Annotated in this window: 21 protein-coding genes and 2 pseudogenes; 17 read left to right on the top strand and 6 right to left on the bottom strand. The window is 69.2% G+C overall.

Features of this window, described 5'->3' with window-relative positions; genetic code table 11:
* Nucleotides 1–106: 106 nt before the first annotated feature.
* Nucleotides 107–907 (top strand): TetR/AcrR family transcriptional regulator, encoded by an 801-nt coding sequence (locus BJ968_RS23485; RefSeq protein WP_179757357.1) that lies wholly within the window; start codon nucleotides 107–109, stop codon nucleotides 905–907.
* Nucleotides 908–1,011: 104 nt separating this feature from the next.
* Here the strand turns inward: BJ968_RS23485 and BJ968_RS23480 are convergent, their stop codons facing one another.
* Complete coding sequence (locus BJ968_RS23480) at nucleotides 1,012–2,514, bottom strand: APC family permease (RefSeq protein ID WP_218886601.1); 1,503 nt, start codon at nucleotides 2,512–2,514, stop codon at nucleotides 1,012–1,014.
* An 869-nt stretch (nucleotides 2,515–3,383) separates the two neighbouring features.
* Entirely contained in the window at nucleotides 3,384–4,103 is a 720-nt protein-coding gene (locus tag BJ968_RS23475) for a TetR/AcrR family transcriptional regulator (RefSeq protein ID WP_179757355.1), read from the bottom strand.
* A gap of 400 nt (nucleotides 4,104–4,503) precedes the next feature.
* Between BJ968_RS23475 and BJ968_RS23470 the strand changes: the two genes are divergently transcribed.
* The 3 genes from BJ968_RS23470 to BJ968_RS27220 are packed head-to-tail and all read left to right on the top strand — an operon-like array spanning nucleotide 4,504 to nucleotide 5,742.
* The gene (locus BJ968_RS23470) at nucleotides 4,504–4,908 is read left to right on the top strand and encodes an FAD-binding protein (protein ID WP_179757353.1); all 405 of its coding nucleotides are present in this window, start codon (nucleotides 4,504–4,506) and stop codon (nucleotides 4,906–4,908) included.
* 11 nt (nucleotides 4,909–4,919) lie between these two features.
* A complete protein-coding gene (locus BJ968_RS23465) occupies nucleotides 4,920–5,300 on the top strand; it encodes a hypothetical protein (RefSeq protein ID WP_179757352.1) in 381 nt (126 codons plus the stop codon).
* Nucleotides 5,301–5,340: 40 nt separating this feature from the next.
* Nucleotides 5,341–5,742, top strand: a complete 402-nt coding sequence (locus BJ968_RS27220; protein WP_425491601.1) for a D-arabinono-1,4-lactone oxidase — start codon at nucleotides 5,341–5,343, stop codon at nucleotides 5,740–5,742.
* 786 nt (nucleotides 5,743–6,528) lie between these two features.
* On the opposite strand, the gene BJ968_RS23455 is transcribed toward BJ968_RS27220, so the two are convergent.
* Nucleotides 6,529–6,912, bottom strand: a complete 384-nt coding sequence (locus BJ968_RS23455; protein WP_179757348.1) for an MFS transporter — start codon at nucleotides 6,910–6,912, stop codon at nucleotides 6,529–6,531.
* Nucleotides 6,913–8,737: 1,825 nt separating this feature from the next.
* On the opposite strand from BJ968_RS23455, the gene BJ968_RS23450 reads away from it, so the two are divergent.
* From BJ968_RS23450 to BJ968_RS23415, 8 genes and pseudogenes are all read left to right on the top strand, one after another.
* Complete coding sequence (locus BJ968_RS23450; protein ID WP_179757346.1) at nucleotides 8,738–9,883, top strand: flavin monoamine oxidase family protein; 1,146 nt, start codon at nucleotides 8,738–8,740, stop codon at nucleotides 9,881–9,883.
* 20 nt (nucleotides 9,884–9,903) lie between these two features.
* A complete protein-coding gene (locus tag BJ968_RS26125; RefSeq protein WP_179757344.1) occupies nucleotides 9,904–10,122 on the top strand; it encodes an FAD-dependent oxidoreductase in 219 nt (72 codons plus the stop codon).
* 249 nt (nucleotides 10,123–10,371) lie between these two features.
* On the top strand, nucleotides 10,372–10,548 hold the full coding sequence (locus BJ968_RS23440) for a RidA family protein (protein WP_179757342.1): 177 nt from the start codon (nucleotides 10,372–10,374) through the stop codon (nucleotides 10,546–10,548).
* Nucleotides 10,549–10,949: 401 nt separating this feature from the next.
* Nucleotides 10,950–11,248: pseudogene (locus tag BJ968_RS23435) on the top strand (transposase); the annotation flags it as partial.
* 64 nt (nucleotides 11,249–11,312) lie between these two features.
* Nucleotides 11,313–12,156: pseudogene (locus tag BJ968_RS23430) on the top strand (IS5 family transposase).
* Between the two features lie 381 nt (nucleotides 12,157–12,537).
* Nucleotides 12,538–13,752, top strand: coding sequence for an FAD-binding protein (locus BJ968_RS23425; RefSeq protein WP_179757338.1), 1,215 nt, complete (start codon nucleotides 12,538–12,540; stop codon nucleotides 13,750–13,752).
* Nucleotides 13,668–14,144, top strand: coding sequence for an RraA family protein (locus BJ968_RS26120; RefSeq protein WP_281373424.1), 477 nt, complete (start codon nucleotides 13,668–13,670; stop codon nucleotides 14,142–14,144). The genes BJ968_RS23425 and BJ968_RS26120 overlap by 85 nt, the downstream gene beginning before the upstream one ends.
* Before the next feature lie 415 nt (nucleotides 14,145–14,559).
* Nucleotides 14,560–15,036: a LysR substrate-binding domain-containing protein gene (locus BJ968_RS23415; RefSeq protein ID WP_179757334.1), complete on the top strand. Its 477-nt coding sequence runs from the start codon at nucleotides 14,560–14,562 to the stop codon at nucleotides 15,034–15,036.
* A 520-nt stretch (nucleotides 15,037–15,556) separates the two neighbouring features.
* On the opposite strand, the gene BJ968_RS23410 is transcribed toward BJ968_RS23415, so the two are convergent.
* The 3 genes from BJ968_RS23410 to BJ968_RS23400 all read right to left on the bottom strand — a co-directional run bounded on the left by BJ968_RS23410 (nucleotide 15,557) and on the right by BJ968_RS23400 (nucleotide 18,813).
* Nucleotides 15,557–15,778, bottom strand: a complete 222-nt coding sequence (locus tag BJ968_RS23410) for a hypothetical protein (protein WP_179757331.1) — start codon at nucleotides 15,776–15,778, stop codon at nucleotides 15,557–15,559.
* Between the two features lie 213 nt (nucleotides 15,779–15,991).
* The gene (locus BJ968_RS23405) at nucleotides 15,992–17,770 is read right to left on the bottom strand and encodes a flavin-containing monooxygenase (RefSeq protein WP_179757330.1); all 1,779 of its coding nucleotides are present in this window, start codon (nucleotides 17,768–17,770) and stop codon (nucleotides 15,992–15,994) included.
* A 293-nt stretch (nucleotides 17,771–18,063) separates the two neighbouring features.
* The gene (locus tag BJ968_RS23400; protein WP_179757328.1) at nucleotides 18,064–18,813 is read right to left on the bottom strand and encodes a glucose 1-dehydrogenase; all 750 of its coding nucleotides are present in this window, start codon (nucleotides 18,811–18,813) and stop codon (nucleotides 18,064–18,066) included.
* An 11-nt stretch (nucleotides 18,814–18,824) separates the two neighbouring features.
* On the opposite strand from BJ968_RS23400, the gene BJ968_RS25365 reads away from it, so the two are divergent.
* From BJ968_RS25365 to BJ968_RS23375, 5 genes are all read left to right on the top strand, one after another.
* Nucleotides 18,825–19,514, top strand: coding sequence for an SDR family NAD(P)-dependent oxidoreductase (locus BJ968_RS25365; protein ID WP_281373423.1), 690 nt, complete (start codon nucleotides 18,825–18,827; stop codon nucleotides 19,512–19,514).
* 58 nt (nucleotides 19,515–19,572) lie between these two features.
* The gene (locus BJ968_RS26115; RefSeq protein ID WP_425491599.1) at nucleotides 19,573–19,767 is read left to right on the top strand and encodes an SDR family oxidoreductase; all 195 of its coding nucleotides are present in this window, start codon (nucleotides 19,573–19,575) and stop codon (nucleotides 19,765–19,767) included.
* 278 nt (nucleotides 19,768–20,045) lie between these two features.
* A complete protein-coding gene (locus BJ968_RS23385; RefSeq protein WP_179757323.1) occupies nucleotides 20,046–21,590 on the top strand; it encodes an aldehyde dehydrogenase family protein in 1,545 nt (514 codons plus the stop codon).
* Nucleotides 21,591–21,621: 31 nt separating this feature from the next.
* On the top strand, nucleotides 21,622–23,466 hold the full coding sequence (locus BJ968_RS23380; RefSeq protein WP_179757321.1) for a sigma-54-dependent Fis family transcriptional regulator: 1,845 nt from the start codon (nucleotides 21,622–21,624) through the stop codon (nucleotides 23,464–23,466).
* Nucleotides 23,467–23,756: 290 nt separating this feature from the next.
* A complete protein-coding gene (locus tag BJ968_RS23375) occupies nucleotides 23,757–25,193 on the top strand; it encodes an amino acid permease (RefSeq protein WP_179757319.1) in 1,437 nt (478 codons plus the stop codon).
* Nucleotides 25,194–25,354 lie beyond the last annotated feature (161 nt).

Genomic DNA, 25,354 nt, shown 5'->3' with positions numbered 1-25,354 from the left:
TGGTGATCTGCATCACCCCGCGGAGCCACTATTGAGGAAATGACCTAACGTCCGTTTGGTGTAGAGGTGCACCGAGTCGTGTGACCCGGGGCGGAGGAGGTCGATGGTGACGCAGGTGCATGCCGAGAACGGGCGGGCCGGTCCCGCCGCTGCTGCCCCGGGCGCAACCTGGGTGCCCGACCCGTCGAGCGCCCCGGCCGTGATCGACCTGAGGGCGTCCCTCCCGGGTGGACCCGGTGCTGGATCCACGCTGAGCACTGCGGTGCAGGAAGCCTGTCAGCGCTGGGACGCGCACACCAGCAGGACCGACTGGACGGACCTGTCGCCGATGAAGCTGGCGATCTTGGAGACGTTCCTAGGACTGGCGGCTCGGCACGGATGGTCCTCGGTGACCATGCGGATGCTCGGGCAGGCGATGTCGGTCAAGGCGCCTAGCCTCTACGCGCACTTCCCCGGAGGCCGACGCGAAGTGGTCATCCAGTCTCTGAGCTGGTCCGCCCACCGCTTCGCCCGAGCGGTCTTGTCCTCCCTGGCCGGCGCCACCACGGCCGATGACGCCTGGGAGACGCTCGTGCGCATCCACCTGCGCCGCCAGCTCGCCCTCCCTGAAAGCGATCTGTGGGACCTCATCGTGGCAACCGACGCGCAGGTGGGTGGGCTGCCCGATGCCGCCCGGGCCACGGCACAGGGGCACGTCGCCTGCTACGAGGACCTGCTCACGGCCGTCGTGGTCCAGCTCGGCGTCCCTGACCCCAGCTCTCTCGTCCGGCTCGTCCTGACGCTGCTGGAAGGCGCGGGGCGTTGGAACGACTGGTCCGGTGCGCCTGAGGACCTGAAGCACTTGGAGGACCGGGCGGTGGCCGTCTGCGGCTGGGTGCTGGCACAGGCGCGTTCGAACGGGCACTGACACCGCTAGGGAGACCACCGCCAGCCGCAGGGCGCCGCTCGATGAGGGGCGGCTCCTCCGGACAGTGTCCAGGAGGGGCTGCCTCCTCAGCTGCCGTGTTCAGCTCACTGGTCGACGAGTTCGGCTTCGATCGGGTCGCTGTCGGCGTGCCGGCCCAGGCGGGCGTACAGGTCCGGACGCTTGACGCGGTAGTACAGCGCCACGGCACAGCCCAGGGCCACGAAGGCCAGCAGTACCAGCAGCATCCACAGGTTCTCGCCCGGAGCCCCGCCCACCAGCAGGTCGAAGCGTGCGATGGCGAAGACGACGACCGCTGCCAGCCCGAGGAAGGCCAGGATCGGAGCCACCAGGACGTTCCAGCGCGACTCGCCGGCCGGACGGCCCCGACGGGCGAAGTAGGCCACGACCGCGAGGCTCACCATCGCCATGAGGATGAGCACCCCGGCCGTGCCGATCCCGCTGCCAGTGCCTTGCAGGAAGCCGGGGTCGCTGGAGGCGAGCGCGAAGGGCGAGACCATGAGCAAGACGATGATCGCGGCGACCAGCGAGGCTCGGTGGGGGGACTTGTGCCGGGTGTGCACCGCGGCCAACGCGTGGGGGAGGGCACGGTCCGCACCGAGGTTGAACAGGTAGCGCGCCGAAACGTTGTGCACCGACAGCACCGAAGCCAGCGCAGAGGTCGTCACCAGCAGGATAGCCACCTGTGAGACGGCCGGTGCGACGTACAGCGACAGCGCGTCGTGGAACATGTCACCGGGCGCGCTGTTCGCGCTGTCCTGAGCGGCCGCCGGTCCATAGGCGATGATCAACGAGTAGGCCGAGACCGCGTAGAGGACCCCGATGAGGGCCACCGAGATGTAGGTCGCGCGCGGGATGGTCCTGTTTGGGGTGCGGACCTCGTCCCGGAACAGTGCTGTCGCCTCGAACCCAATGAAGTTGCCGAAGGCGAAGAGCAGCGCCATGCCCGTCCCGCCGTTGATGAACGCCGACGGGGACAGGGGTGCCGCCGACAGGCCTTCGGCCCCGCCCTTGACGAGCGTAAAGACGTTGAAGATCACCACCACCACGATCTCGAACACCATGACGACGCCAAGGACCTTCGCCGACAGCTCGACGTTGAAGTGCCCGAGCACGGTGACGATCACCCAGGTGACCAGAGCCCACACCCACCAGGGAGCCGATGGACCATGCAGCATGCTCACCATGGACCCCAGTGATGTCCCGGCGAAGGCGTAGATGCCAGCGGTGATGGCCAGGTAGGACACGGTGGCGAGGTAGGCGCTGCCGACGCCGAACACGCGGCCGAAGCCGAGGGAGATGTACGTGTAGAACGCGCCGGGTCGGGGGATGTGACGCGTCATGGTCGTGTAGCCGACCGCGAAGATGAGCAGGACCGCTGTAGCCACGACCCAGGCCAGGGGAGCGGCCTGCCCGACGAAGCCGATGGCGAAGGAGACGTAGCCGGCCACCGTGACGAGCGGAGCTGAGAAGGCCAGGACGCTGAGGACCAAGGAGGTCGTGCCCATGTTGCCGCACAGCCGACTGGACTCGGTGGCTGCGGTACCGCTGGTGATCTCGGTGACTGGCCGGGCTGAGGTGTTGCTCATGCTTCCTCCTTGCGGCGGACGAGCATCGTTGGTCTCGCGCCGCGGTCGTCGTGTGGTGCGTCGGCCCGGCCGCTCCCGGCTCTGGGAGCGGTGCTTCCGGTTGAAACCTAACGCTAGTTAGACTGGAGCGGGACGAGGTTACCGCGTTGTTACGTTGAGGAAAACTCCCAAGCGCGGCCGATGCCCCATCCGCAGGAGTCGTAGGCGGACCCCAGAGAAGCCGCACAGTACGAGCGGTTGCGGATCGCCGTACCGGTATTCGTCGAACAGGACAGGACCGCGTCCGCCGATTGGTGGAAAAGACAGCAGGAGGCACGGCGGGCCGCTGGCCACACCGCCCGCGCCCACCCCACCAGACTCCTCACAGGCATGGCGCGTGGTACCCGACGAGTCGGTCTCCACGACAAGGCGATCGAGAGGCCCGACACGGGCACGAGCAGCATCGCTCCCGCGCTCCACCGTGGACGAATCGGCCGATGGTTCGGCGCGTGCAGAAGGCACCGCAGGCTACGCCCGAAGACCCCTTTGAGGCACACCGGTGTCGGACGCCGCAGCACACAGGGGCGACGGCACCCACGTCGACCGCAGTAGTGGCGACCTCACGACGGTGATCGCGGCGTGGACGCCCACACCCGGCCCGTCGTGACACTGGTCGCGGTCGCTGACAGGCGACGACCGGTGATCTCAGCGGCTTGACGTCTCAGACCTCGGTACGCCGAACGCCGGGCATTCCGCCGACTCGCGACGGACCACGCCGCGGCCAGCGCCGGTGAGCTCAGGTCCTCACGCTGCGAGCGGTGGCAAGGACCGATCCGGTAGTGGCGGTACGCGGGCGCTGATCCAGGCTGACCGGGTGCCGGGAGCGCTGATCAGTGCGCAGAGGTGATGCCGCGCTGTCGCGACACGACGGGACCTGGGACAAGGACGTCCGTGGTGATCGCCTGTTCCAGCAACCCACCGGCCAGCTGCACAGCTCGCTCGGCCAGAGCCGGCAGGTGGCTTTCGTCTCCGTCCCAGCCGTTCCAACGGGTCGCCCCCTCCAGCAGCGTCACGACGATGCCCACGAGTGGGCGCGGATGCCGAACGCCCATCTCACGAGCAGCGGCTTCCAAGATGCTCTCGTGCAGCTCCATGAGCTGGTTCGCCTCCGCCCGACCCTGAGGGGGCAGGGTGCCTGCCATCCGGTCGGTGGCAACCAGCAGGTCCCACAAGTTGCTCTCCGGCAGCTGCAGCTGCCGCACCAGGTGCACGCGAACGATGGCGTCCCAGTGCTCCCGGGGTGTCACAGCGCTCGCGACGCCCTCGAGGAGGGCTGAGCCGAACTCGTGGAAGTTCCAGCGCAGAGAGGCCACGACGATCTCATCACGGCCCTGAGGGAAGTGAGCGTAGATGCTCGGAGCCTGGATCCCGACGGCCCGGCCGAGCATGCGCATGGTGACCGATGACACGCCGTGCTCGGCCGCTAGACGCAGGAACGCCTTGAGGATGTTGCGTCGCGCCGGCGTCTTCCCGGGATCGCCCATCCCGGCCAGGTGTCGGGCGAGCCTGTCGCGCGCCTCCAGCGTCGTCTGCGTTGCCGTGCCAGCCATGGTGCATGGTCTCCGCTGTCGTCACCGGCCGTGCCCCTCGCAGGCCGTCGCTGTCGCGGGCCTTGCCAGACCTGCGACTCGGACATGCTAGGCGCTGATGAGTCGCTGGGCGCCGACAGGCGAGCCTTCCGTCGTGTCACGAGTGCTTTACGCAGGCACCTGCCAGGGGTGGAGCAGCACGCAGGACCGTCGATGGGCGCTTCGAGCTCCGGCGGAGGTCGCGCCCACCCAGCCCTGTGCGCGGGGGTCGACGCCCTGCCGTTGACCGCCAGTCGTCCTGGTCCCGACCTGACCACGGACTGCTCGACGATGGTGCTCGTAGACCAACGTGTCTCAAGGGAGCACAAGTGCGGCTGCGCACCGATTGCTCTACTCGTCGCCGGTGACTGAGGAGCACCGCATGTCGGTGACGACCAAGAGCCCGACCTGGACGAACTGGGCAGGCACGAAGAACTGCCAGCCCGAGGTGATCGTGCACGCTACGTCCGTGGACCAGGTCAGCGAGGTCGTCGCCGACGCGACCCGGAGAGGGGTCACGGTCGGACCGGTCGGCAGTGGGCACTCCTCCGCGCCCCTGGTGCCCGTGAACGACGTCCTGTTGGACGTCTCGGGCCTTAGTGGGATCAGCGCGATCGATGTGGAAGCCCGCCGGGTGACGGTGAGGGCCGGAACCACGATCGCAGCGTTGGGTGAGCCTTTGTGGAACGCCGGCCTGGCGTTGAGCAAGCAGGGGGCGATCGACTCGCCAACCATTGCCGGCGCCATCAGCACCTCCACCCACGGCTCGGGACTGGCTCTTCCGTGATGTCGGGGAGAGTGGTCGGCGCGACCGTCGTCACCGCCTCCGGTGAAGCCGAAGGTATCGACTCCGATGGTCCGCGCCTTGCCGTACTGCGAGCCTCCGTGGGCTTGCTGGGAGTGATCGTCAGCATCGATCTGCGCGTCGAGCCGATCTTCAAGCTCGCCGAGACGTTGGCGTTCTGGCCTTTCGCCGAGGTGTTGGAGCGGCGGGACGAGGAGACTCACGCGCACCGCCACGTCGGTTTCGTCCGCATGCCCGTGTACTACATGTCCGCCGTCGTGCACCCGGCACCCGGCACCCGGCACCCGAGGGCATGGTCGATCCGACCCTGGTTCACACCTACGACGTCGTCGAGGTGGACGCACCTGACAGTGAGCTTTCTGCCGCCCGGGTGAACAGGCCCCACCGCATCTACCCCGACCACTACGAACCAGCATGGGAAGAGGTGGAACCATACGTCCCCTACGACACGTCGCTCGACACCATCGCCGTGAACCGGATACTGCCCGGACGGTTTCCAGATGTCTACCCGGTCGAAGTCCGGACGATCGCATGGACGACGCGTGGCCCTCGCCCACGGCTGGGGTCGCATCCGTCTCGATCAATCTTTGCCGCACCTGGGGCCCCGACAACGGTCCCTCCTTCCGCGCTGTCGAGGGGGCGCTCGACCCTTTCCCCGTCCGTCCGCACTGGGGCAGACAGCCCTACCTGCGGACCCCCGATTTCCATCGCAGCGTGTACCCACCGTGGAATGGTTTCATCCAGCTTCGCCACCAGCTGGTTACCACGGGTACCTTCATAAACACGTCGTTGCGCAGGTTATCGAGTGAGCGCTGACTTCCGGTCCGCTTGAGCACCGAATTCGTTCGCCGCTTCACCTCCGTGCTGGATCGGCCTTGCCCTGGAGCAACAGTGATGGGGTGCGTCCGTCGACGCTCACCGTGCTTCAGCCGCCAGGACTCCACGGTTCAATGTCACCCTCCCCGCGACAGGTGTGCGTCTTCTCGACGCCGGAGCACGATGGAGCCGCAGACCGGCCACTGCATCTGATTGGATGTCTCCTGCTGATCGATCTACGAGGATTCCTCGTTGCTCGGACTGGGACGGGGGAGATGACTCCTCGCGCCAGCATGACGGCTGCTGGAGTCGGCTGCTGTGCGAAGGCCCGATCCAGGCGAACTCCACAAGGCATCAATTTGGCAGGTCGGTCGGCGCCAGGAGAGTGGTACCAGCCCGCGCCGGCGGTTCGATCGATGTGCTCAGGTGGCAGGTACGGTGATCGGTGGCCTTCCGCAGACGGCCCGCACTTCCGACGGAGTGCTGCTCGTCACTGTGGTAAGAACCGTCTTCACCCGAGGTGGCTCCCACCTCGGTGGCCGTCCTCGCCCCAGCGGTACGCGCGGGAGCGCGCCTGGTCGCAGGGGAAGGCGGTCCAGGCATCGCCGGTGGGGGTGTGGTCCTCCTGGACATGCCCACTGCCGGCCGGAGACGTAGGGCCCCCACAGGCGCCAGGGACCGTCGGCCCCGGGGGACTCGGCCATCCGCGCGTGCTCGGCGCTTCGGTGCCTGCGGCGCTCTCGAGACGGGTTAACGTCGAGCTCCTCTGCGTGCGCGGGTGGTAGGTCATGAAGCTTTCGACGACTGAGCAACCGTCGCAGCCGGATCGAGTTGGCGGCGTGGCTGGACGACGTGGGCCAGGAACAAACTGAGGGCCACCGCGATCATCGGGACGAGCACCGCTTGGGCGAGTCCCCCGTGTTTGCCGAGAGCGCCCAGCAGGGGAGGTTCCACCAGGAAGGCGACACAGCCCAGCGCCGATAAAGAGACCCGGGCGGCGGGGTCCGGCCCCGAGTCCCCTGCAGCGGACAGGGTGATCGGGAAGGCCAACGAGGCGCCCAGGCCCCACAGCACGACGGCCGGGATCAACACTCCCACTCCCCGCCCGAACGCGACGAGACCGATGCCTGCTACCGCGCAGGCGGCGCTGCCCCGCAGGACGACGACCACTGCCGTAGTGGGGGATCACCCAGCCGCCGGTGAAGCGCCCAATCGCCATGAACAGGGCGAAGACCGCGAACACGAAGGAGCCCTTGCATGACGACAGGCGGTGCAGGTCCACCATGAGCAGCGGTAGCCAGTCGTTGACCGTCCCTCGGTCCCTGCCATGACGAGGACGAGCAGACCGAGGACCAGGAGTCGGCGGTCGCGCAGCAGCGGCGGCCCGGAGTGTGTTACCGACCCCAAGACGGCGTCCGTCGGCCTCCCTCCACCGACACGAGCCGACCTCGACCGACACCAGCCAGGCGGTCGCGGTGACCACGCCCACCACGACCACCGCGACAAGAGCGAGGTGGGTGAGGACGGCCGGCGCCCGGCGATCGCTCCCATGCCCGAAGTGGATCCGAGGAGGGTTCCTAAGCTGAAGAAGCCATGCAGCGCCGGCAGGACGGACCGACCGAGCCTCGCTTCCAGCAGTGCACCCTCCACGTACAGGGCGACCTCGGTCAGCCCCATCGCGGCACCGAAGAGCAGGAGCGATGCTGCGGTCGCGGTGGTCGCGAGCGCAGCGACGGTACCGATGAGGGGAAGGCTGACAGCCATGACGGCACCGCCCACCAGGACGACGCGGTGGTTGTCGAACCGCCCGATCCAGGCGCTGGACGTCAGCACCCCGAGTGTCGAGCCCATCGAACGTCCGCCCAGCACCAGACCCATCTCACCGGTCGAAGCGCTCAGCAGGTCGCGGATCGCGGGAGTCCGGGCCACCCACGAGGAGATCGACAAGCCCGGGAGCACGACGAGCAAGGACAGTGCCCATCGCTGCCGTCGGTATTCAGGTGGGCACCATCGTCCTCCGGTGCTCGGTTCTAACAGTCGTTAGGCTACACGAGCGGTGACGAGTTCTGTCGATCGAGTGATCAGTCACGTCAAAGGTGGCTGGTCGAGGGTTGCCCGGGTCGTCATCACTGATGTCCGCACGTTTCCGCGGGGTCTTGACCGCACGGTCTTGACCATGGGAGATGGGGACGATCGCTGCTCCTGTTCTGGTCGTCTTGCACTCGGAGCGCGACCGCATGACGTGGCTGGCCGTGATTGTCAGGCCGCTACGGGGAAGAGCTCGTTCTTTGGCGGCTGCGACGGGGTGAGTTAGGTCGCACTGAGGTTTTGCTGCACGTAGCGGACATCGGGATCCTTGGCGCCCTCGGTCGGATCGACGGTCGCCGGGTTCTTGACCGACTTATCGGCTACCACGTACGTACTCGGCTCAAGGTGTCGGATAGCTGCATGTTCCACATGCTGCTGGCGAGCGATCGCATCGCCTCGAGCTTCCGACCTCCATGCGGGGGAATGTGAAGGCGCGGGTCACCGCGGAGGACGACCTGTCCATGAGAACATCGCAGCACCCTGCGCTGCCAGGAACCTTCCGTCAGGCGACGTCGCGGATCTCGACCGTCTTGCCAGGGATCGGATCATGGAGCCGCTGGGACGGTGGCCCAGTGGGTCTGGAGACGATCGTCGAAGCTGCATGCTTGATCGCCACGTGGGTCTCGAGGTTGCTGTTGCCAGGCTCGGTGGAACTGCTCTCATGCCCAGCCTGTGCACGGGTTCACCGCGCTGTGGCTGCTGCAAGGTCGGCTGGCCCTCGCGCCGAAGTGGCGTGCGTCGCGCCCACGAAGCAGGTGGACACGCCGGTGAGGAGTTTTCGGCTTCCTGATGTTCGTTAGCTTGCTGTTACCGCACTGAGACATGTCAGAAACAGACCCTAACTAGCGTTAGTCCAGCGGCGAATGATGCTGCTCCTCGAGCATCGACCGGAAGAGGATGAGACTGCATGAACTCGACTAACCCATCGACCCCCGACGTTCTCGTCGTCGGCGCCGGCCTGTCCGGTCTCGCAGCCGCTTACACGCTGATCCAGCAGGGGCTCCAGGTCACTGTGCTGGAGGCCAAAGACCGCGTCGGTGGCCGGACGCACACCGACCAGACGTTCGAGGGTGGTCCAGTCGACTTCGGCGGGATGTTCATCGGCGCGACGCACCACCGCTCTCGTGCGCTGGGGGAGGCGCTGGGCCTGCACGCAGTGAGCGCCCGGCCTGGCGGTCGCATGCTCTTCCGCGTCGACGGCAGTCTCACGCACGCCCCGGACGGGGGCTACCCGGCGTCGCTGGCCGGATCAGAGGGCTTCGACGCCAAGCTGGCCAAAGCCTACGGGCTGATCGACGACCTCGCCAAGACCGTCGGGCCGGTCGGCCCCTGGGACTCGCCTGAGCACCGGACGCTGGACGCCCAGTCGGCTGGAGCCTGGCTCGCCGCCCGGGTCGAAGACCCCGTCGTCCTGCACATCGTCGTGGTGGACCTGAGCGCCTACTTCGGCGCCGACCCCGCCGAGGTTTCGGCGCTGTTCATGGCCCAGTTCGTCGCCAAGTGCGAAGGAATCCGGGCGCTGCAGGTCTCCGCACAGGACGCGCTGTGGCTGGGGGGAGCCCAGCAGATCTCCGAACGGATCGCGGAGCTCGACGGCATCACGGTCGTCACCGACGCGCAGGCGACCGCCGTCAAGTGGACCGGCACCGAGACGGTCGTGCACGCCACCACGGGGACCTACCGTGCGCCCGCGCTGATCATCGCCGCCCCGCCCGCAGCGGCCAACGCCCTGCGTTTCACGCCGGCGCTGCCCCCGGCACGTCGCCAGCTGCAGTCCCGTGCGCCGATGGGCCGCGAGGTCAAGCTCCAACTGCGCTACGCGGCCCCGTTCTGGCGCGAGCAAGACTTGTCCGGCGAGGTGTTCGATGCCGATCTGGGCTGCCTCGCTTACGATGCGACCCGCCCCGGTGACGAGAACGCCACGATGGTGGGCTTCATCGGCGGATACCTCTACGACACCTGGGCGGTGAAGTCGCACGAGGACCGCCGGGCGGCCTTCGTCAACCTGCTGGTCCAGGCCTTCGGTCCCGAGGCGGCGGCTCCGTTGGCCTAGTCGAGACCGACTGGCCGGTCGTGGACCACACCATGGGCGCCCCCGTCACCTACCTGCCTCCGGGCGTGCTAAGTGCCGTCGGCGAAGCCCTGTCGGCCTCCGTCGGCCCGATCCACTTCGCCGGGACCGAAGCGGCCGCGGCGTGGACCGGATACATGGAAGGTGCCGTCCAGGCCGGTGAAGCCGCCGCCGCGGCAGTCCTCGAGACCTACTCGTCCAGCTCAACCTCCACCCTCTGAACGGGGCACTTCCGATGACCGACAACGCCAGGGAAAACTTCATGTACCTGGCCCCCGCAGGATCCGAGGAGGACTCGCCACCTTTGGACTCGCTCCAGGGCTTCGGGTCGGAGACCTCATCTTCGCGTCTGGCCAGCTGGGGATCGAGGCCGACGGCACCATCCCGGCCGACGGGGCTCGCCAGGCCGAACTCGTGCTGGAAGCGCTCAAGAGCATCCTGGACGAGGCTGGCGCCACCATCGTGACGTCGTGCAGCTCCAGACGTTCCACAAGGGCGGCATGGCCGAGACCGATCCACGGTTCCTGCCGGTCAAGTCCAAGCACTTCACCGCGCCCTACCGCGCACGGGCGGGGTTCAGGGTCGCTAGCCTCGGCGGCGAAGGCGCTCTCATCGAGATTGGCGCCATCGCGCACGTTCGTTCCTGAGATCGCTAGGGCGATGACGTCGTCGCTGCCGCACCGGACCACCGCGTCAATGACGACGCGAGAGGGCGGTGGACCTCAGTGTCCGACGGGACAGTGCGGTCCGTCCTGCATCGCAGGTGAGAGGACACATGTCACAGTGATGCGTCGTACGCGTCCTTCTCTTGCGTAAGGTCGGGTGGAGTTCACAGGGCCGGGCGCGCTTGAACACGATGACGTGGACCCTGGGTCTGCTGCACGATCAGGTGACAGCTGCGTCACGCGGCCGGACTGGCCGACGCGGGCACGATGGCCTCGTACTCGAGGGGGGTCAACCGGTCTGATAGCTGATTCCACCATGACTTGCGGGACGGCTGTGGTCATCACAGCCTTGATGACATGACCGACGAGGTGGTGCCGCAGAGATCGCGGGGCTGGTGCCGGACGGGCTGTGGCGGCGGGTGCAGCCGTTGCTGCCGCAGCGTCCACCGCGCCCTTTCGCCGCCCCGGCCGCCTGCCGCGCAACGACCGCGCCGCGTCAGCCGGCATCGCCCATGTCCGGACCATCGGCTGCACCTGGGGCCAGGTGCCGACTGAGCAGTTCGGCTGCTCCGGCGTGACGTGCTGGCGGCGACTACGGGACTGGACCGAAGCCGACGTCTGGCCGCAGCTGCACCAGGTCCTGCTCGAGGAGCTGCGCGTCGCCGGGAAGCTGGACCTGGAGGCTGCCTTACAGCTCATTCCACTATGAGTTGCGAGCCCGCTGAGGCTGTTACAGCCTCGCCGGTATGACCGATGAGGTGGTGCCGCAGCGAGTCGCGGAGCCGGTGCCCGACGGGCTGTGGCAGCGGGTGCAGCCCTTGCTGCCATCGCGCCCTCCGCGCCGCTTCCACCACCCCGGCCGCCTGCCCCGCGATGACCGCGCCGCGCTGGCCGGGATCGTGCACGTCCTGATCACCGGCTGCACCTGGGGCCAGGTACCGACCGAACAGTTCGGCTGTTCCGGCGTCACGTGCTGGCGGCGACTGCGGGCCTGGACCGAAGCCGGCGTGTGGCCTCAGCGGCACCAGGTCTTGCTCGATGAACTGCGCGCCGCCGGCAAGCTGGACCTGGACACCGCAGTCGTGGACGGCTCGCACGTGCGGGCCCTCAAAGGGGGGCTCGCATCGGCCCCTCACCGGTAGACCGGGCCCGCAACGGCTCCAAGCACCACCTGCTCACCGATGCCGGTGGTGTTCCGCTGGTCGTGACCCTCACCGGCGGCAACCGCCACGACGTGACACCGTTGCTGCCTCTGGTCGACGCCTTCCCCATCGTGCGCGGTACCCGCGGCCGGGCCCGCCTGCGCCCGCGGTACCTGTTCGCCGACCGTGACATCAGCAGGGCTACGACTACGACGTCTACCGCCGCGCCCTGCGCGCACGTGGCATCGTTCCGCGCATCGCCCGCCGCGGCGCCGTCCACGGCTTCGGACTCGGGCGCACCCGCTGGGTCGTGGGGCACAGCTTCGCCTGGCTGCACCAGTTCAAGCGGCTGCGCATCCGCTCCGAAGTCCGCGCTGATCCGCACCTGGGCCTGCTGCAGCTGACCTGTGCACTGATCTGCTACCGCAAACTCACGACGCCTTACTGAAAAGAGTTGGTAGCGGACGGGCGTCTCGCCTACGCGGGTCGTTGAGCGAGGCGAGCGCAGGCCGAATGCAGCAGGTTTGCTCCGGCTGAACGGTTTCATCAGAGGGTGGCGTGAAGGGTCACAGGGTTCTGTGGTTCCGCATCCGCCATCCGGCGAACTCTTGGAGCCTCAGGTCATCGAAACGGCGCCCGAGGCGTGCCATTGAGCAAACGCTTCGTACCCGGTGCTCCTGCGAGCTCAGTCGAGAACGACGCTGCCGACCCGGCAATGGAGTGTCCCAACTTGGCACGGATCACCAAGCGCAGGAGGTGCTGTGGTGAGCGCTGGGACGTACCCGCGGCTGACAGGGCGTGAGCCGTCGACAACGGAAGGCGGTATGAGTTGTCCAGCAGCCCCGCGGTCTGGGAGAACTGGGCCGGCACGGAAAGCTGTCGTCCTGAGGCGGTCCTGCGAGCGCAGTCCGTCGAGCACGTCAGTGAGATCGTCGCTGACGCCACCCGACGAGGTGTGACGGTTCGCCCGGTCGGCAGCGGTCACTCCTTCGCCCCGCTCGTGCCGACCGATGGCATCGTGCTCGACATCTCAGCGCTCAGCGGAATCACGTCCATTGATCCCGCGCTCCATCAAGCGACGATCGGCGCCGGGACGACCATCGCGGCCTTGGGTGAGCCCCTTTGGGACGCTGGGCTGACGCTGCGCAACCAAGGTGCGATCGACGCTCAGACCATCGCGGGAGCGATGAGTACATCCACGCATGGCTCGGGGCTCGCTCTTCCTATGCTGTCGGCTGGGATCGTCGGAGCCGACGTCGTCCTCGCCTCCGGTGAGGTGGAACGGTTCGAGGCGAACGACCCGCGGTTGCCAGCTCTGCGTGCAGCGGTCGGGACTCTCGGCGTGATCGTCAGCCTTGACCTCCAGTTGGAGCCGATCTTCAAGATTGCTGAGCGCCTGGAGTTTTGGCCCTTCGCCGAGGTCCTCGAACGGTGGGAGGAGGAGACGCGAGCTCACCGTCACTTCAGCTTCGTGCGCGGCCCGATGTACGACATGTCCGCGGTCCTGCCGCCGGTGCCCGAGGGGACGGACGATCCGACACTGGTCCGCATCTACGACGCAGTCGACCTCGACGCGGTGGACAGCGACGGTCCCGGTCAGCGCATCAATCGCCCGTACCGCATCTACCCCGACCAGTACGAGCCGGCGTGGGAGGAGATCGAGCCGTACATTCCCTTCGAGCGGTCACGGGAGGCCTTCGCGGTCAGTCTCGAACTGTTGGAGAAGTTCCCCGATGTTTTCCCCCTCGAGGTGCGGACGATCGCGGGCGACGATGCCTGGCTATCCCCGACGCAGGGACAAGAGTCGATCACGGTGAACCTGTGTCGCACGTGGGGCCCGGACAACCGGCCCTTCTTCCACGCCGCGGACGAGGCATTGGCGCCCTTCCCTGCCCGGCCCCACTGGGGCAAGCAGCCTTACCTTCGGGACAGGGAATTCTTCCGCACCCTTTATCCCCGATGGGACGACTTCGTGCGGTTGCGGCGTCGCTTGGACCCGACCGGAACCTTCCTGAACGCACCGCTGCGCCCGCTCTTGGAGTGATTGGGCAGCGGGGTCGCGAAGGCGGCGTGGGTCGAGGCCGGGAGCTCGACCTCTTCGGCGATCGAGGCCCGCGGGGTTCCGGACGCCGGCACGCTGGGCGACCTCCTGGACCTGGCCTGCAGCAGCGCGAGGCCGCGGGCGCCATGACCGACAGGGCCGTGCGCGACTCCGATGTGCTCGCGGGCCCATACATGCCGGCGCACGCCCAGGCCGTCCACGGAGCCACGTTCGGCTACCGGCACGTGCACTACGAGGTGGACCGCCCGGTCAGCTGCGCCGGGGTCCTCGTCGTGCCCGGCGACGTCGTCGTCGGTGACGGCGGCGGCTGCGTCGTGGTTTCGGCCGCCCTGGCCGAGGAGGTCGCCCCGGACGCCCTGGCAGCAGGACGATGAGGAGACGTGGGCGGTGCAGCGCGTGGGCCAGGGGAGGGCACCCTCGGGGTCTTCCCGCTGTCGGCGGCGCGCCGGCCGGAGCACGAGCAGTGGGTCGCCCGGAGGTGGCCCGCCCCGATGGAGGGTCGCCCGTGACCCGGGCGGCGTCGGCGGCGGAGGGCGCCGCCCGCCGGACCGCCGGGATCGAAACCTTCTCCCACCGCAGCCCGCTCCCTCGGCGGCCCGGCGGGGACCCTTAGTGGTGTCCACCGTGGTCGTGGGGTGCGACGCGGGGACGACGACCGTCCCCGTCGACCCTCAAGCGCAAGCACAACGTCTTCGCGCACTGCGCCGCCATCTTGGTCGGGGCCGGGTGGGGTGACGTCGTGCCGATGACGTTCTACGTTCCCGACGTCGCGCTGCGGGCGGTTGGTTCGTGGGCCAGATCGACGTCGGCATCCCCCGGGAGCGTCCCGAGCTGCCGGAGCCGTTGACCAGCACGGTCGTCCGCCGCGAGCATGTGCTCATCGCGTTGCCCCGCCAGCACCCCGCCGCCCGGCTCTCGGTCATCCCCCGCGCGGCTCTGGCGGGTACCCTCTTCGCTGTGCCGTCCTGCGGCGAGGTGCACGACGCCCGAGCGGAGGTTTCGGTCGTCGCGCGGGCGGGAGAGCTGGGCGCCCCGCGGGTGAGGGGCCATGCGGTACTACCTGGCCTCCCTGGCGCTTGTGGGGCCGGGATCGCTGTGGCCCTCGTGCCCGAGTGCGTCTCGGGGCTGTCCATGCCGGGGGTCACGTACGCCCGGCTGCGGGGCCTCCGGCTGCGCAGCGCCCTCCTGGTCGTGCACCGCACCGGGGAGACGGCTCCGGCGGTGCGGCGCGTGCTCGAGGGGGTGGGTCGCGACGTCTTCCAGTGATCCGGGCTCACCTCCCAGCGATGAGCACCAGGGCGACCAGGGCCCAGAAGAACCCCAACACCGGCAGGCGACTCGTCCTCTCACGCAGCACCAGGAGGGCGAGCACTACCGTGGCGGCGGGCTACAGGGAGACGACGACTCCGTTCAGGCTGAGCGGCCCGACCGGGCCGTGTGCAGGAACAGCACGTTGCCGGCCACGCCCGCCATACCTGTGGTGGCGAGCAGAACCCAGGACGACGACGGCGCCCGAGCACGCAGCAGCTTCCCGCCCAGGGCCACGATCACCGCGATCGAGCACACGCGGGCGACCGCGAGGGGGCGACGCCGCTGGAGGCGTCCGCCCGGGAGACGAGGACGAAGAACAGCCCGAAGGACGCGCGGGCGACCAGCGCCCGGCCAGTGGCGCCATCGTGGACCAGCTGGTGCACCGAGGGGAGCCGGCCGTGCTCGGCGCTGACCAGGATGATCGCAACGAGAGCCGCGCCAACACCGAGCCAGCCCGGGAACGTCAGGCCGTCCCTCAGCACCAGCCCACCGACGACGGGACCAGCGCGGACGTCAGGGTCGTCACCGGCGCCACCGTGGACATGGAGTCCTGGGCCAGGCCCCGGTAGAACAGCACCAGTCCCAGCGCGTTCGTCACTCCCACCAGGACCCCCCACATGAGGGCCCCGGTCCCGAAGCGGGCCGACGACATGACCACCAGGACACCCAGCGGCAGCACGCCGATCGCCTGGGACACGGCGACCACGCGGCCGGCGGGGGTGCGACGGGCCGCCAGGCCCCCAGGAAGTCGGCGACGCCGAAGACGAGTGCGCCGCTGGCGGCCAGGGCGACGGACAACACGAGATGTACTCCAATGGTTGACTTGCGGGAGCGGCCTGGGTGGTGCCCGTGAGGCCGCTGCCCGGCCCACGACGTCCCGTCCGTCGTCGACCGGGCTGCGGGTCGCCGCTCAAAGTTCGCCGGCCTCCGCAGCGGCGATCTGCAGGGCGAGCAGCTTGGAGTAGAAGCGCCCGCTGTCGATCCCCAGAGAGATCATGAACCACAGGCCCTCGATGCCGGACCGGCGGAACAGACGGCCGTACTCCCGGTCCGGGCCGACGGCGGCGAACTCCCCGAGCTGGTCGGCGATCTCCTCGCCCAAGACCTCGCGCGCTGCGGTGCCCGGACCGCGGTAGCCCACCGCCATGACCACCAGGTCGGCCGGCACGGTGCTGCCGTCGTCCAGCACCACGCCGTCCCGGTCGAGGCCGGTGACGCTGCCGTGGCGGAGTCCGATGGTGCCGTCGGCGATCAGTTCGGAGGCCCCGGCGTTGTAGTAGTAGCCGGTCGTGTTGTGCCCGAAGATCAGCCCGAGGACCCCCTGGCCGTCGGGACCATCGCTGAGCTCGAAGCCTGCGGCCGCCAGCCGTTCCAAGAGCTCCTTGTCCATCGCCTTCGCCGCGGCGACCTGACCGGGGCCGAAGCGCGGCAGGTCGCCGAACGGGATGGTCGCGTTGACCAGGTCCGCTTCGTCGGCGGTGTAGGTGCCCGCCACGTGGTTGGCGTGCATGACGGCGTGGAAGGACGACGTGTTCATGACGTACGTGGGGGAGCGCTGGATCATCGTGACGTCCACGCCGTGCTCGGCGAGGTCCTGGGACAGGTCGTGACCGCTGACGCCCGCACCCACCACCACGGCGCGCTTGCCGATCCACGGCTGGTGACCGCGGTAGTCCACCGCGTGCATCACGGTGCCCAGGAACTCGTCGGCGCCCGGCAGGTCGGGCATCGCTGGTTCACCGTTCATGCCGGTGGCGAAGACCAGGTGCTTGACGTTCAGGGACCGCCGCGACCCGTCGGGGCGCACGACGTCCAGCAACCAGCGGCCCTGGGCCTGGTCGTGGTGGACGTTGCTGGCGGTCGTGCCGGTCCACACCGGCAGGTCCAGCAGCGTGGCGTAGCACTCCAGGAAGTCCGCCAGCTTGTCCTTGGGGGTGAAGCGCGTCCAGGTGGGGGGGAACGGGATGTAGGGCAGCTGGTCGGAGACGATCGGGGTGTGCAGGGCCAGGGTGCTGTACCGCTTGCGCCAGTTGTCGCCGACCCGCTGGTTGCGTTCGACGATGAGCGACCTGATGCCCAGCGAGCGCAGTCGCGCCGCGAGCATCAGGCCGTTGTGCCCAGCGCCGAGGACGACGACGGTGGGGTCCTCCCGGGTGAACTCGTGGTCGAGCTGCTCGGCCCACCCGACGCGGTCGAGGATGGGGCCGTGGGTCCGGCCGTCGGGGCGCCGCTCTCCGACACGCTCCGGGTGGCTGTCGAGGGAGGACAGCGACAGCGCCAGCGAGGAGGCCGTCCAGGCACCGTCGGGCCCCTCTACCAGCCGGACGTAGCCCTCGCCGGCGCCCCGGCCGGTCGTGAACTTCAGGAAGGCGCCGAGCGTCCGGCGGCCGTTCTCCTGGCCGGGGAACAGCCTGTTGACGGGGCGCGGCGTCAGCGAGTCCACGGCGCTGGTGTCGTCGGTGAGGAAGAAGCCGCTCAGTTCCTCACGGCCCACCGCGTTGCGGAAGTCCCACTCGGTGACTAGCAGGTCGCGCGCCGTCGCGTCGTCCTGGAAGAGGTCGGCGATGGCGCCACCGTCGCGGGAGGACACGGCCTCCTTGAGCGCCTGCAGCCAGTGTGTCAGGACGTCGAGGTCGTCCCAGCGGGGTGCAGAACTCGTAGGGCTAATCTGGGTGGCGGTGTCGGTCATGACGTTCCTCCTGGTCGGGACGGCGGGAACTCCAGGTGCGTCAGCGGGGGGAGGCGGTCGGCACCTTCGCTGGAGCCCGTTCTTGGTTCGGTGCAGAGTGTGCCTGCATCCTGGGGTAGACCGTTCCACTTCGGGACGGTCGCGGCGGGGGTCAAGGTCAGCGCATCAGCGGAGCACCACGACGGTGGGGCAACCCGTCGCGCGCCGGGACGGGGACGACGACCACCCGGTCCGCGGAACCGGGCGGACCCCCTACCGGGCACGCGGTCACGGCCCGCTCACCGCGGCGGGTCTCACTGGGCCGTGTACCCACCGTCGATGAGCAGGTCCGCCCCGGTGACGTAGCTGGCCTCGTCCGAGGCCAGGTAGAGGACCCCGTAGCTCACCTCGAGCGGCTGGGCGGCGCGCTTCATGGGCGTGGCCTCGCTGAACTCGCGGTTGGACTCGGCCCCCTCCTGCTCGGCCATGTGCGTCATGACCAGACCGGGGGAAACGGAGTTCACCCGAACGCCGCGGTCGGCGTACTCCATGGCCGCCGCACGGGTCATCATCTTCACTGCCCCCTTGGAGGCCTGGTAGGAGAAACCACCGGGGTTGCCGACCGTCCCGTTGATGGAACAAGTGTTGACGATGGCACCGCCGCCGGTGCGTTCGATGACCGGCGCGGCGAACTTGATACCGAGGAAGACGCCCTGCTGGTTGATGGCCGTCATCTTCTGCCAGCCCTCCAGCAGCTCGTCGGCGACCGACTTCATGGTGCCAACGATCCCGGCGTTGTTGATCAGGACGTCGATCCGGCCCCAGCGGTGTTCTGCTTCCGCGACGACCGCCGCCCAGCCCTCCTCGGAGGAGACGTTCAGGCTCGTGTAGTGCACGTCGTGGCCGGCGGCCCGCAGCGCCGCGGCGACCTGCTCACCCTGCTCGTCGAGGACGTCAGTGAGCAGGACCTTCGCGCCTTCCTGGGCGAACAGGCGGGCATGTGACTCCCCCTGCCCCCTCGCAGCACCCGTGATGATGGTGACCTTGTCCTGAACGCGGCCCACTGCAGCTCCTGATGTCGACGGGAACGACGCCGGGGCACGGCGCCGATCCCGCGACGGTAGGCGGTCCGGGACTGCGGGTCTGTGTCAGATCCGGACAGTCGGGCGCTTCCACGTCGGGAAGCATCACGCCGGCGACGAGGGGCAGACGACGAGGGTCAGACGAGGACCGGACAGAGCCCGGGCAAGGGCCAGGACGAGGAGTGGGACGTGCGCGCACGACTCGAGGGCAAGGTCGCGATCGTCACGGGAGCGGGGCCGGACAGGGGGCGGCGACCGTCCGCGCACTGCTGCGGAATGTGGCGCAGGTCATGGCGGCAGACATTGACGCCGCAAGCCTGCAGCGGTTGCAGGCCGAGGACGCCCGCGCCGCCACGTTCGTCTGCGACGTCAGCCGGCGATCCCAGGTCGAGGCGCTGGTCGCCGCTGCCGAACAGCAGTTCGGCGGTCTGCACGCCATGCTCAACTGCGCCGGCTATCTGCGCGCGGCGTCGCTGCTGGAGGCCAGCGAGGAAATGCTCGACCGGATCGTCGACATCAACCTCAAGGGCGTCTTCTACGGGTGTCAGGCGGCGGTCCCGGCCTTGCGGCGCAGCGGGGGAGGCGCGATCGTCAACTGGAGCTCGGTGAACTCCGTGGTCGCCGAGCCGAACACCTCGGCCTACTCGGCCACCAAGGGTGCCGTCCTGATGATCACCAAGTAGGTCGCCGTCGAGTACGCCGGGAACAGCATCCGCGCCAACTGCCTGTGCCCGGGGGGGAGTGAAGACCCCGATGGTGTCGGGGTTCTTCGACGAGGCGTTTCTCACCGACGCCGAGGCACAGCGGAAGTATCAGCCGTCGGGCCTGATCGAGGCCGAGGAGGTGGCCGAGGTGGCCGTCTTCCTCGTCTCGGACGAGTCGCGCAAGATGACCGGCTCAGCGGTGATGGTCGACGGCGGGTACACCGCGCTGTGACGGCGGTCTGTACCGGAGCGGCGTTCTCTTCCGGCCCGCCGGGACCGGTCCGGCGCTGACACGGTCGTCGTGAGCACCGGGCACCACCTCGGCTCCCGCCGCTGCGCCACCTGGCCCCCGGCGCCACCCCCCGGGTCCGCCCGCCGCAGCACCACCGACCGCTTGTCCCGGGATGGGACAGTCCGCGGCGGCGTCTGTTCCTAGCGTTGCGCCCAGGCTCCTGGTCGCGCTGGTCGCGCCAGGGCAGCAGGCACCGACGAGCATCAGGAGGACCCCGCATGTCCACGACCATCGAGGCTCACACCCAGGAGGCGTTCGCGGCTGCGGTCGCGCAGCAGCGCGCCGCCGAGCACCCGACCGTCCCCCACGTCGTCGACGGCGAGGAGTTGTTCACCGGGGCTCTCCTGCGCCGGGAGGACCCCAGCCACCCCGGACTGACCGTCAGCGCCTGCCACGACGCGCCGGCCGAGCTGGTCACCCGGGCCATCGCCGCCAGCCGGCGGGCGCAGCGCGAGTGGCGCCGCGTCCCGCTGGCCGAGCGCGTCGAGCGCGTCCGGCGTGCCATCCCCTTCGTCGAGGCCCGCCTCGATGAGTGGGCGGTGCGCGTGGCCCTGGAGACCGGCAAGCCCCACGCGGGTGCCAGGGGCGAGGGCGCGGAGGTCCTGGAGATCCTGCGCTTTTACACGCGGTACGCCGCCGCGCCGAAGTCTTTCGAGGACGTCCGCGAGACCGACCCCTCGGGGGCGGCCAACGACTCGGTGCTCAAGCCCTACGGCGTCTTCGGTGTGATCACCCCCTTCAACTACCCGATCGTGCAGGCGGCCGGTCCCACCGTGGGCGCTCTGCTCGCGGGCAACGGCGTGGTGATCAAGACCTCTCATCACGGGCCCTGGTCCGGCCACGCGGTGCACGAGTTGTGCCAGGCGATGGACCTGCCCACCGGCTTGGTCAACGTCGTCCACGGCGCGGACGAGCCGGGCCGTGCGTTGGCGGCCTCCGACGTGGACGGGATCAGCTTCACCGGCTCGGTCGCGGTGGGGCAGTCCATCGTCCGCGCTTTCGCGGCCAGCGCCTACTACCGCCCGGTCATCGCCGAGATGGGCGGTAAGAACCCCGTCGTGGTCACCGACACCGCTGACCTGGAACTGGCCGCGGACGGCATCGTCTTCTCCGCCTTCGACCTCAGCGGGCAGAAGTGCAGCGCGCTCTCGCGGGTCCTGGTGACCCCCGGCGCCCGTGACCGCCTGGTGGACCTCGTTGAGGACCGGGTCCGCGAGCTGAAGGCGTCCGACCCGATCGACGCCGACGCCTTCAGCGGCCCGGTGATCTCCACCGAGTCCATCACGCGCTACGAGCGCGTCCTAGCGGCGGCGCGCGCCCAGGACTTCCGGATCACCACCGGCACGGTGGCGGACGGCGACGGCTACTTCGTGCCTGCCACGGTGGTCTCCGGGGTCCCCGCCGACCATGACCTGGCCACCGTCGAGCACTTCCTGCCGCTGCTGACCATCAGCGAGGTCGCCACCTTCGAAGAAGGTCTGCGCGTCGCGAACGCCACCGACATGGGCCTGACCGCAGGGGTCTACACCGGCGAGCTGGAGGAGGCCCGCCGGTTCCTGGACGAGATCGAAGCCGGCTGCGTCGACGTGAACGTCCCCGGTCACGCCACCACGGGGTGGTGGCCCGGTCCGCAGACCTTCGGCGGCTGGAAGGGAAGCGGCACCACGGGCAAGCAGACGCTGGGAAAGTGGTACTTCCAGCAGTTCGCGCGTCAGCAGGCTCGCAAGGTCTCCGCTGACCTCGCGGACCTGCTCACGTACTGACGGACCGGGGTCCAGCATGTAGGAGGCGGCGATGACTTCTTCGGTGTCCGAGGGGACGACCAGTGGGGGCGGCGGCATCGTGGTCCCGGGCGCGGGTGAGCTGTCCAACAGCACGGTCCACGCCCTGCGCGAGCGGTTCCTCAGCGACCCGCGAGGCACTGACCTCAGTGGCCTGCGCCCCGTCATCGCCCGGTCCTGGCTGCGCAGCCTGGCCTGCAACGTCAACGCCGCCGGCTCCCTCCTGCAGCTCTTCGCCCCGCACGCCGACGAACAACTGCTGCTGGCCGCCGAACCGGTGCTCAGCGAGCTCGAGCGCTTGTGCTCGGACGCCGGCGGTTCGGTCGTCCTGACCGACGCCGAAGGCACCGTCGCGGTCTTCCGCGGCGACGCCGCCGAGCTGCGGCGCGCCGAGCGGCTCTTCCCGACGGTCGGGGGCCGCATGGGGGAGGACCTGGTCGGCACCAACTCCGACGGAACCGCGCTGGAAGAGGGTGAGGCCGTTCAGGTCTGGGGCCCGGAGCACTTCAACGAGGCGCTGCAGACGAGCTACTGCACGTCCGTCCCGGTCCGCGACCCCGTCCGGCGTTCGATCCGCGGCGTGCTGGGGGTGATGCTGCCCGAGCACGTCGCCCGGTCCGCCAACGCCAAGTCCATGCTGCTTCTGGTCACCGGCGCCGCCGCGGAGATCACCCGCCGCCTCGCCGAGCGGCTCTCGGCCCGTGAGCAGGCACTCATGGCCGAGTACATGCGTGAGGTGCGCAAACGCGGAGCCGACGCCGTGGTGGCGATGGACGACCGCATGACCATCGCCAGCCGGACCGCGCTCAGCGTGTTCGACCAGAGCGACTTCGCCGTGCTGGCGGCCCTGGCCCGAGAGGCCGAGACCACCCAGAACCCCCTTCAACGCAGCGTGACCGTCAGCGCCGGTCGCGAGGTCACCCTGCAGGTCAGGCCGATGAACTTCGGGGACCTGGGGGCCTCGGCGGCGGCTGTGGTACGCGTGCAGTGGCCCAGCGCCGCCGCAACCGTCCCGCTCAGCGCCAAGCGCACGACGCGCTCGACCCCCTTCGAGGACTTCGTGGGCACCACCCGCGGCTTGCGCCGGGCGCTGGACGCCGCGGCGACCGCCGCCAGCAGGCGCATGCCGGCCTACGTGGTCGGGGAGCAGGGAACCGGCAAGCTGCGGCTGGCCGAGGGCGTCGCCAGGCTGCTTGCCGAGCAGGTCGAGGTCGTCGACCTGCGGGCCACTCGACAGCAGCTACCGTCGGTCGACGACCTGGACCGCACGCTCGAGCGGGGCGCAGCGGTCGTGCTGCACCGCGTGGACCGGTGCAGCCCGGAGTACCGCGACGAGCTGGTCGCCCTGCTCAGCTTGCTGGAGCAGCCGCAGATCCTCGTCACTTCCAACGCGGTCACGGACCACGTCCTGCCCATCGTCTCGGCGCTGCGCGGCATCGAGATCACGCTGCCTCCCCTGCGGGAACGCCGCGAGGACATCACGGCGCTCGCCGAGCACTTCCTGCGCGAGCGCGGCACGTCGGTGACCCGCCTGTCGGCCAAGCTGCGTAGCGCGCTGGTCGCCGCCGACTGGCCCGGGAACGTCCACCAGCTGCGGGAGGTGGTCGCCTCGATGTCGCTGGACCGTCCGGGTGAGGAGGCCCGGCTCGCGGACCTGTCCGACGTCCACCTGCGGTCGTTGGCGACATCACCTCTGACGCGGCTGGAGGAGGCGGAGCTGCAGCAGATCAGGCTGGCACTGGCCGAGGCCAACGGCAACCGTCTGCGTGCCGCACGGCTGCTGGGCATCGGACGTTCCACCTTGTACCGCAAGATCGAGTCCTACGAGGGGCGCGGGTTCGACCTGGAGCTGGGGTGAGCGGCACCACGACGTCCCTCGCGCCGCGACCACCGTTCAAGTGGTGAGGTCATCAGCCGTATCGAGACGACCGTTTCCCTGCTCCACTTTGGCACAGTCCAGCCCGTGCGTGAGGCCGGAAGTTGTGGCTCTGAACGGCGCGGCACTCACCACCACCCACCGGGCACCACGTCACACGGCAGAGCAGGCGCGTGCCGTCGCGTCCGCACCACCCGCGGTACTCGGTTCCCGGCTCACGAAGGGAAGTACGATCGATGTCTGCTGAAGAGGTCCGCCAGCCCGATCGTGTGGTGCCCCCAGCCGCGGCGACGGAACTCCCTGACACCACCTACCAGCTGCGCGGTCGGATGGGCACCGGCGGATTGCTGTTCACCGTCCTGGCCTTCACCGCCCCCCTCGGAGTCGTCTACGGCTTCGTCTCCGTCAACATCTCCTTCGGCATCGCCGTGCCGGCGGCCTTCATCCTCGTGGCCGTCCTGGTCGGTCTCTTCGCCCTCGGCTTCACCGCGATGACCCGGGCCGTCCCCCGGCCCGGCGCGTTCTACACCTACATCCGCGAGGGTCTGGGACGTCCCCTAGGACTCGGCGGCTCGTTCCTCGCGCTGGTCACCTACGGGTTCAACATCACTTCGGCGCTGGTCGTCGGCGGCATCGCCGTCAACAACCTCATCGGCGCCTTCACCGACGGTCTCAGTGCACCCTGGTGGCTGTGGAGCTTGGTCCTGCTCGTCGTCGCCGGTGGCCTGAGCTACTTCAACGTCGAGCTGTCCGCGAAGGTGCTCTCAGTGATCCTCGTCATCGAGGTGCTGCTGGTGACGATCTTCGACGTGCGCCTCATCGCCTCCGGCGGCGTCGAGGGCCAGTCCGTCGCGGCCTGGAACCCCGCTCACCTCCTCACCCCCTCCCTCGGGGTGTTGCTGCTGTTCAGCATCGGCGTCTTCAACGGTTTCGAGGCCACCGCGATCTACCGCGACGAGGTGCGCCGGCCAGAGGTCACCATCCCCCGCGCGACCTACCTCGCCATCGGTTTCCTCGGAGTGTTCTACGCGCTGTCGGCCTACGCCCTCATCCTCTCCGCCGGGGCGTCGCGCGCCGTGGAGGTCGCCGGGAAGGATCCCACCGCGATGATGCCCGACGCCCTGCTGACCTACTTCGGCATGTTCGCCAACCAGCTCATCTCCATCCTCCTGGTCACCAGCTTCTTCGCCTCCACGCTGTCCCTGCAGAACATCCTGTCGCGCTACACCCACTCCCTGGCGGTGGACGGGATCTTCCCGCGGGCCATCGCCGCCGTGCACTCCCGTCACGGCTCTCCGCATCGGGCCGCCATGGCCCTGTTCGGTGTCCTGCTCACCGTGCTGATCGTGCTGATCGTTTTCGGCGGGGACGCCAACGTCCTGTACGCCGCGGCCGGGGGCGTCGCGTTCTACGGAATGCTCCTGCTGCTGTTCCTGACCGGCATCGCCGTCATCACCTACTTCCGGCGCAACCGCGACGGCTCCGTGTGGCGCACGCTGATCGCGCCCGTGGTCGCCCTGGTCGGCATCGGCTTCGCCCTGTTGACGGCCACCTTCAACATGGACCTGCTCGTGGTCGGCTCACCACTGCTGCTGTTGGTCCTCCTGCTCATCCCCTACGCCTCCCTGGTGGTCGGGGTCCTCCACGCCCTCGTCCTGCGGCGTCGGCGTCCTGACACCTACGCTCGCATCGGCCGCGCCCTCGAGTGAGGCGTGCACCGAGCGCCCCGGGCGACAGGCACCGGCGTCTACCCACCCCTCCAGGAGAGGGGCACCCGCACCGGCATGGTCGGTCCGGGGTGACACCGTGGCCCCATCCGCTTCCCGGTCCCGAAGTGGGCGGCAGTTCGCTACAGCCCCCGCTCCCCGTC

The sequence above is a fragment of the Kineococcus aurantiacus genome (assembly GCF_013409345.1).
Classification (GTDB): Bacteria; Actinomycetota; Actinomycetes; order Actinomycetales; family Kineococcaceae; genus Kineococcus; species Kineococcus aurantiacus.
Note: the sequence above shows the minus strand (reverse complement) of the source record. Positions and strands in the feature narration are given on the sequence as shown.

What these genes read in the sequence shown, in the direction of transcription:
- BJ968_RS23470 (WP_179757353.1), top strand. Translation starts at nt 4,504, where the DNA reads ATGTCGGTGACGACCAAGAGCCCGACCTGGACGAACTGGGCAGGCACG.
- BJ968_RS23385 (WP_179757323.1), top strand. Translation starts at nt 20,046, where the DNA reads ATGTCCACGACCATCGAGGCTCACACCCAGGAGGCGTTCGCGGCTGCG.
- BJ968_RS26120 (WP_281373424.1), top strand. Translation starts at nt 13,668, where the DNA reads ATGGGACGACTTCGTGCGGTTGCGGCGTCGCTTGGACCCGACCGGAAC.
- BJ968_RS27220 (WP_425491601.1), top strand. Translation starts at nt 5,341, where the DNA reads ATGGGAAGAGGTGGAACCATACGTCCCCTACGACACGTCGCTCGACAC.
- BJ968_RS25365 (WP_281373423.1), top strand. Translation starts at nt 18,825, where the DNA reads ATGTCGACGGGAACGACGCCGGGGCACGGCGCCGATCCCGCGACGGTA.
- BJ968_RS23480 (WP_218886601.1), bottom strand. Translation starts at nt 2,514, where the DNA reads ATGAGCAACACCTCAGCCCGGCCAGTCACCGAGATCACCAGCGGTACC.
- BJ968_RS23475 (WP_179757355.1), bottom strand. Translation starts at nt 4,103, where the DNA reads ATGGCTGGCACGGCAACGCAGACGACGCTGGAGGCGCGCGACAGGCTC.
- BJ968_RS23405 (WP_179757330.1), bottom strand. Translation starts at nt 17,770, where the DNA reads ATGACCGACACCGCCACCCAGATTAGCCCTACGAGTTCTGCACCCCGC.
- BJ968_RS23380 (WP_179757321.1), top strand. Translation starts at nt 21,622, where the DNA reads ATGACTTCTTCGGTGTCCGAGGGGACGACCAGTGGGGGCGGCGGCATC.
- BJ968_RS23450 (WP_179757346.1), top strand. Translation starts at nt 8,738, where the DNA reads ATGAACTCGACTAACCCATCGACCCCCGACGTTCTCGTCGTCGGCGCC.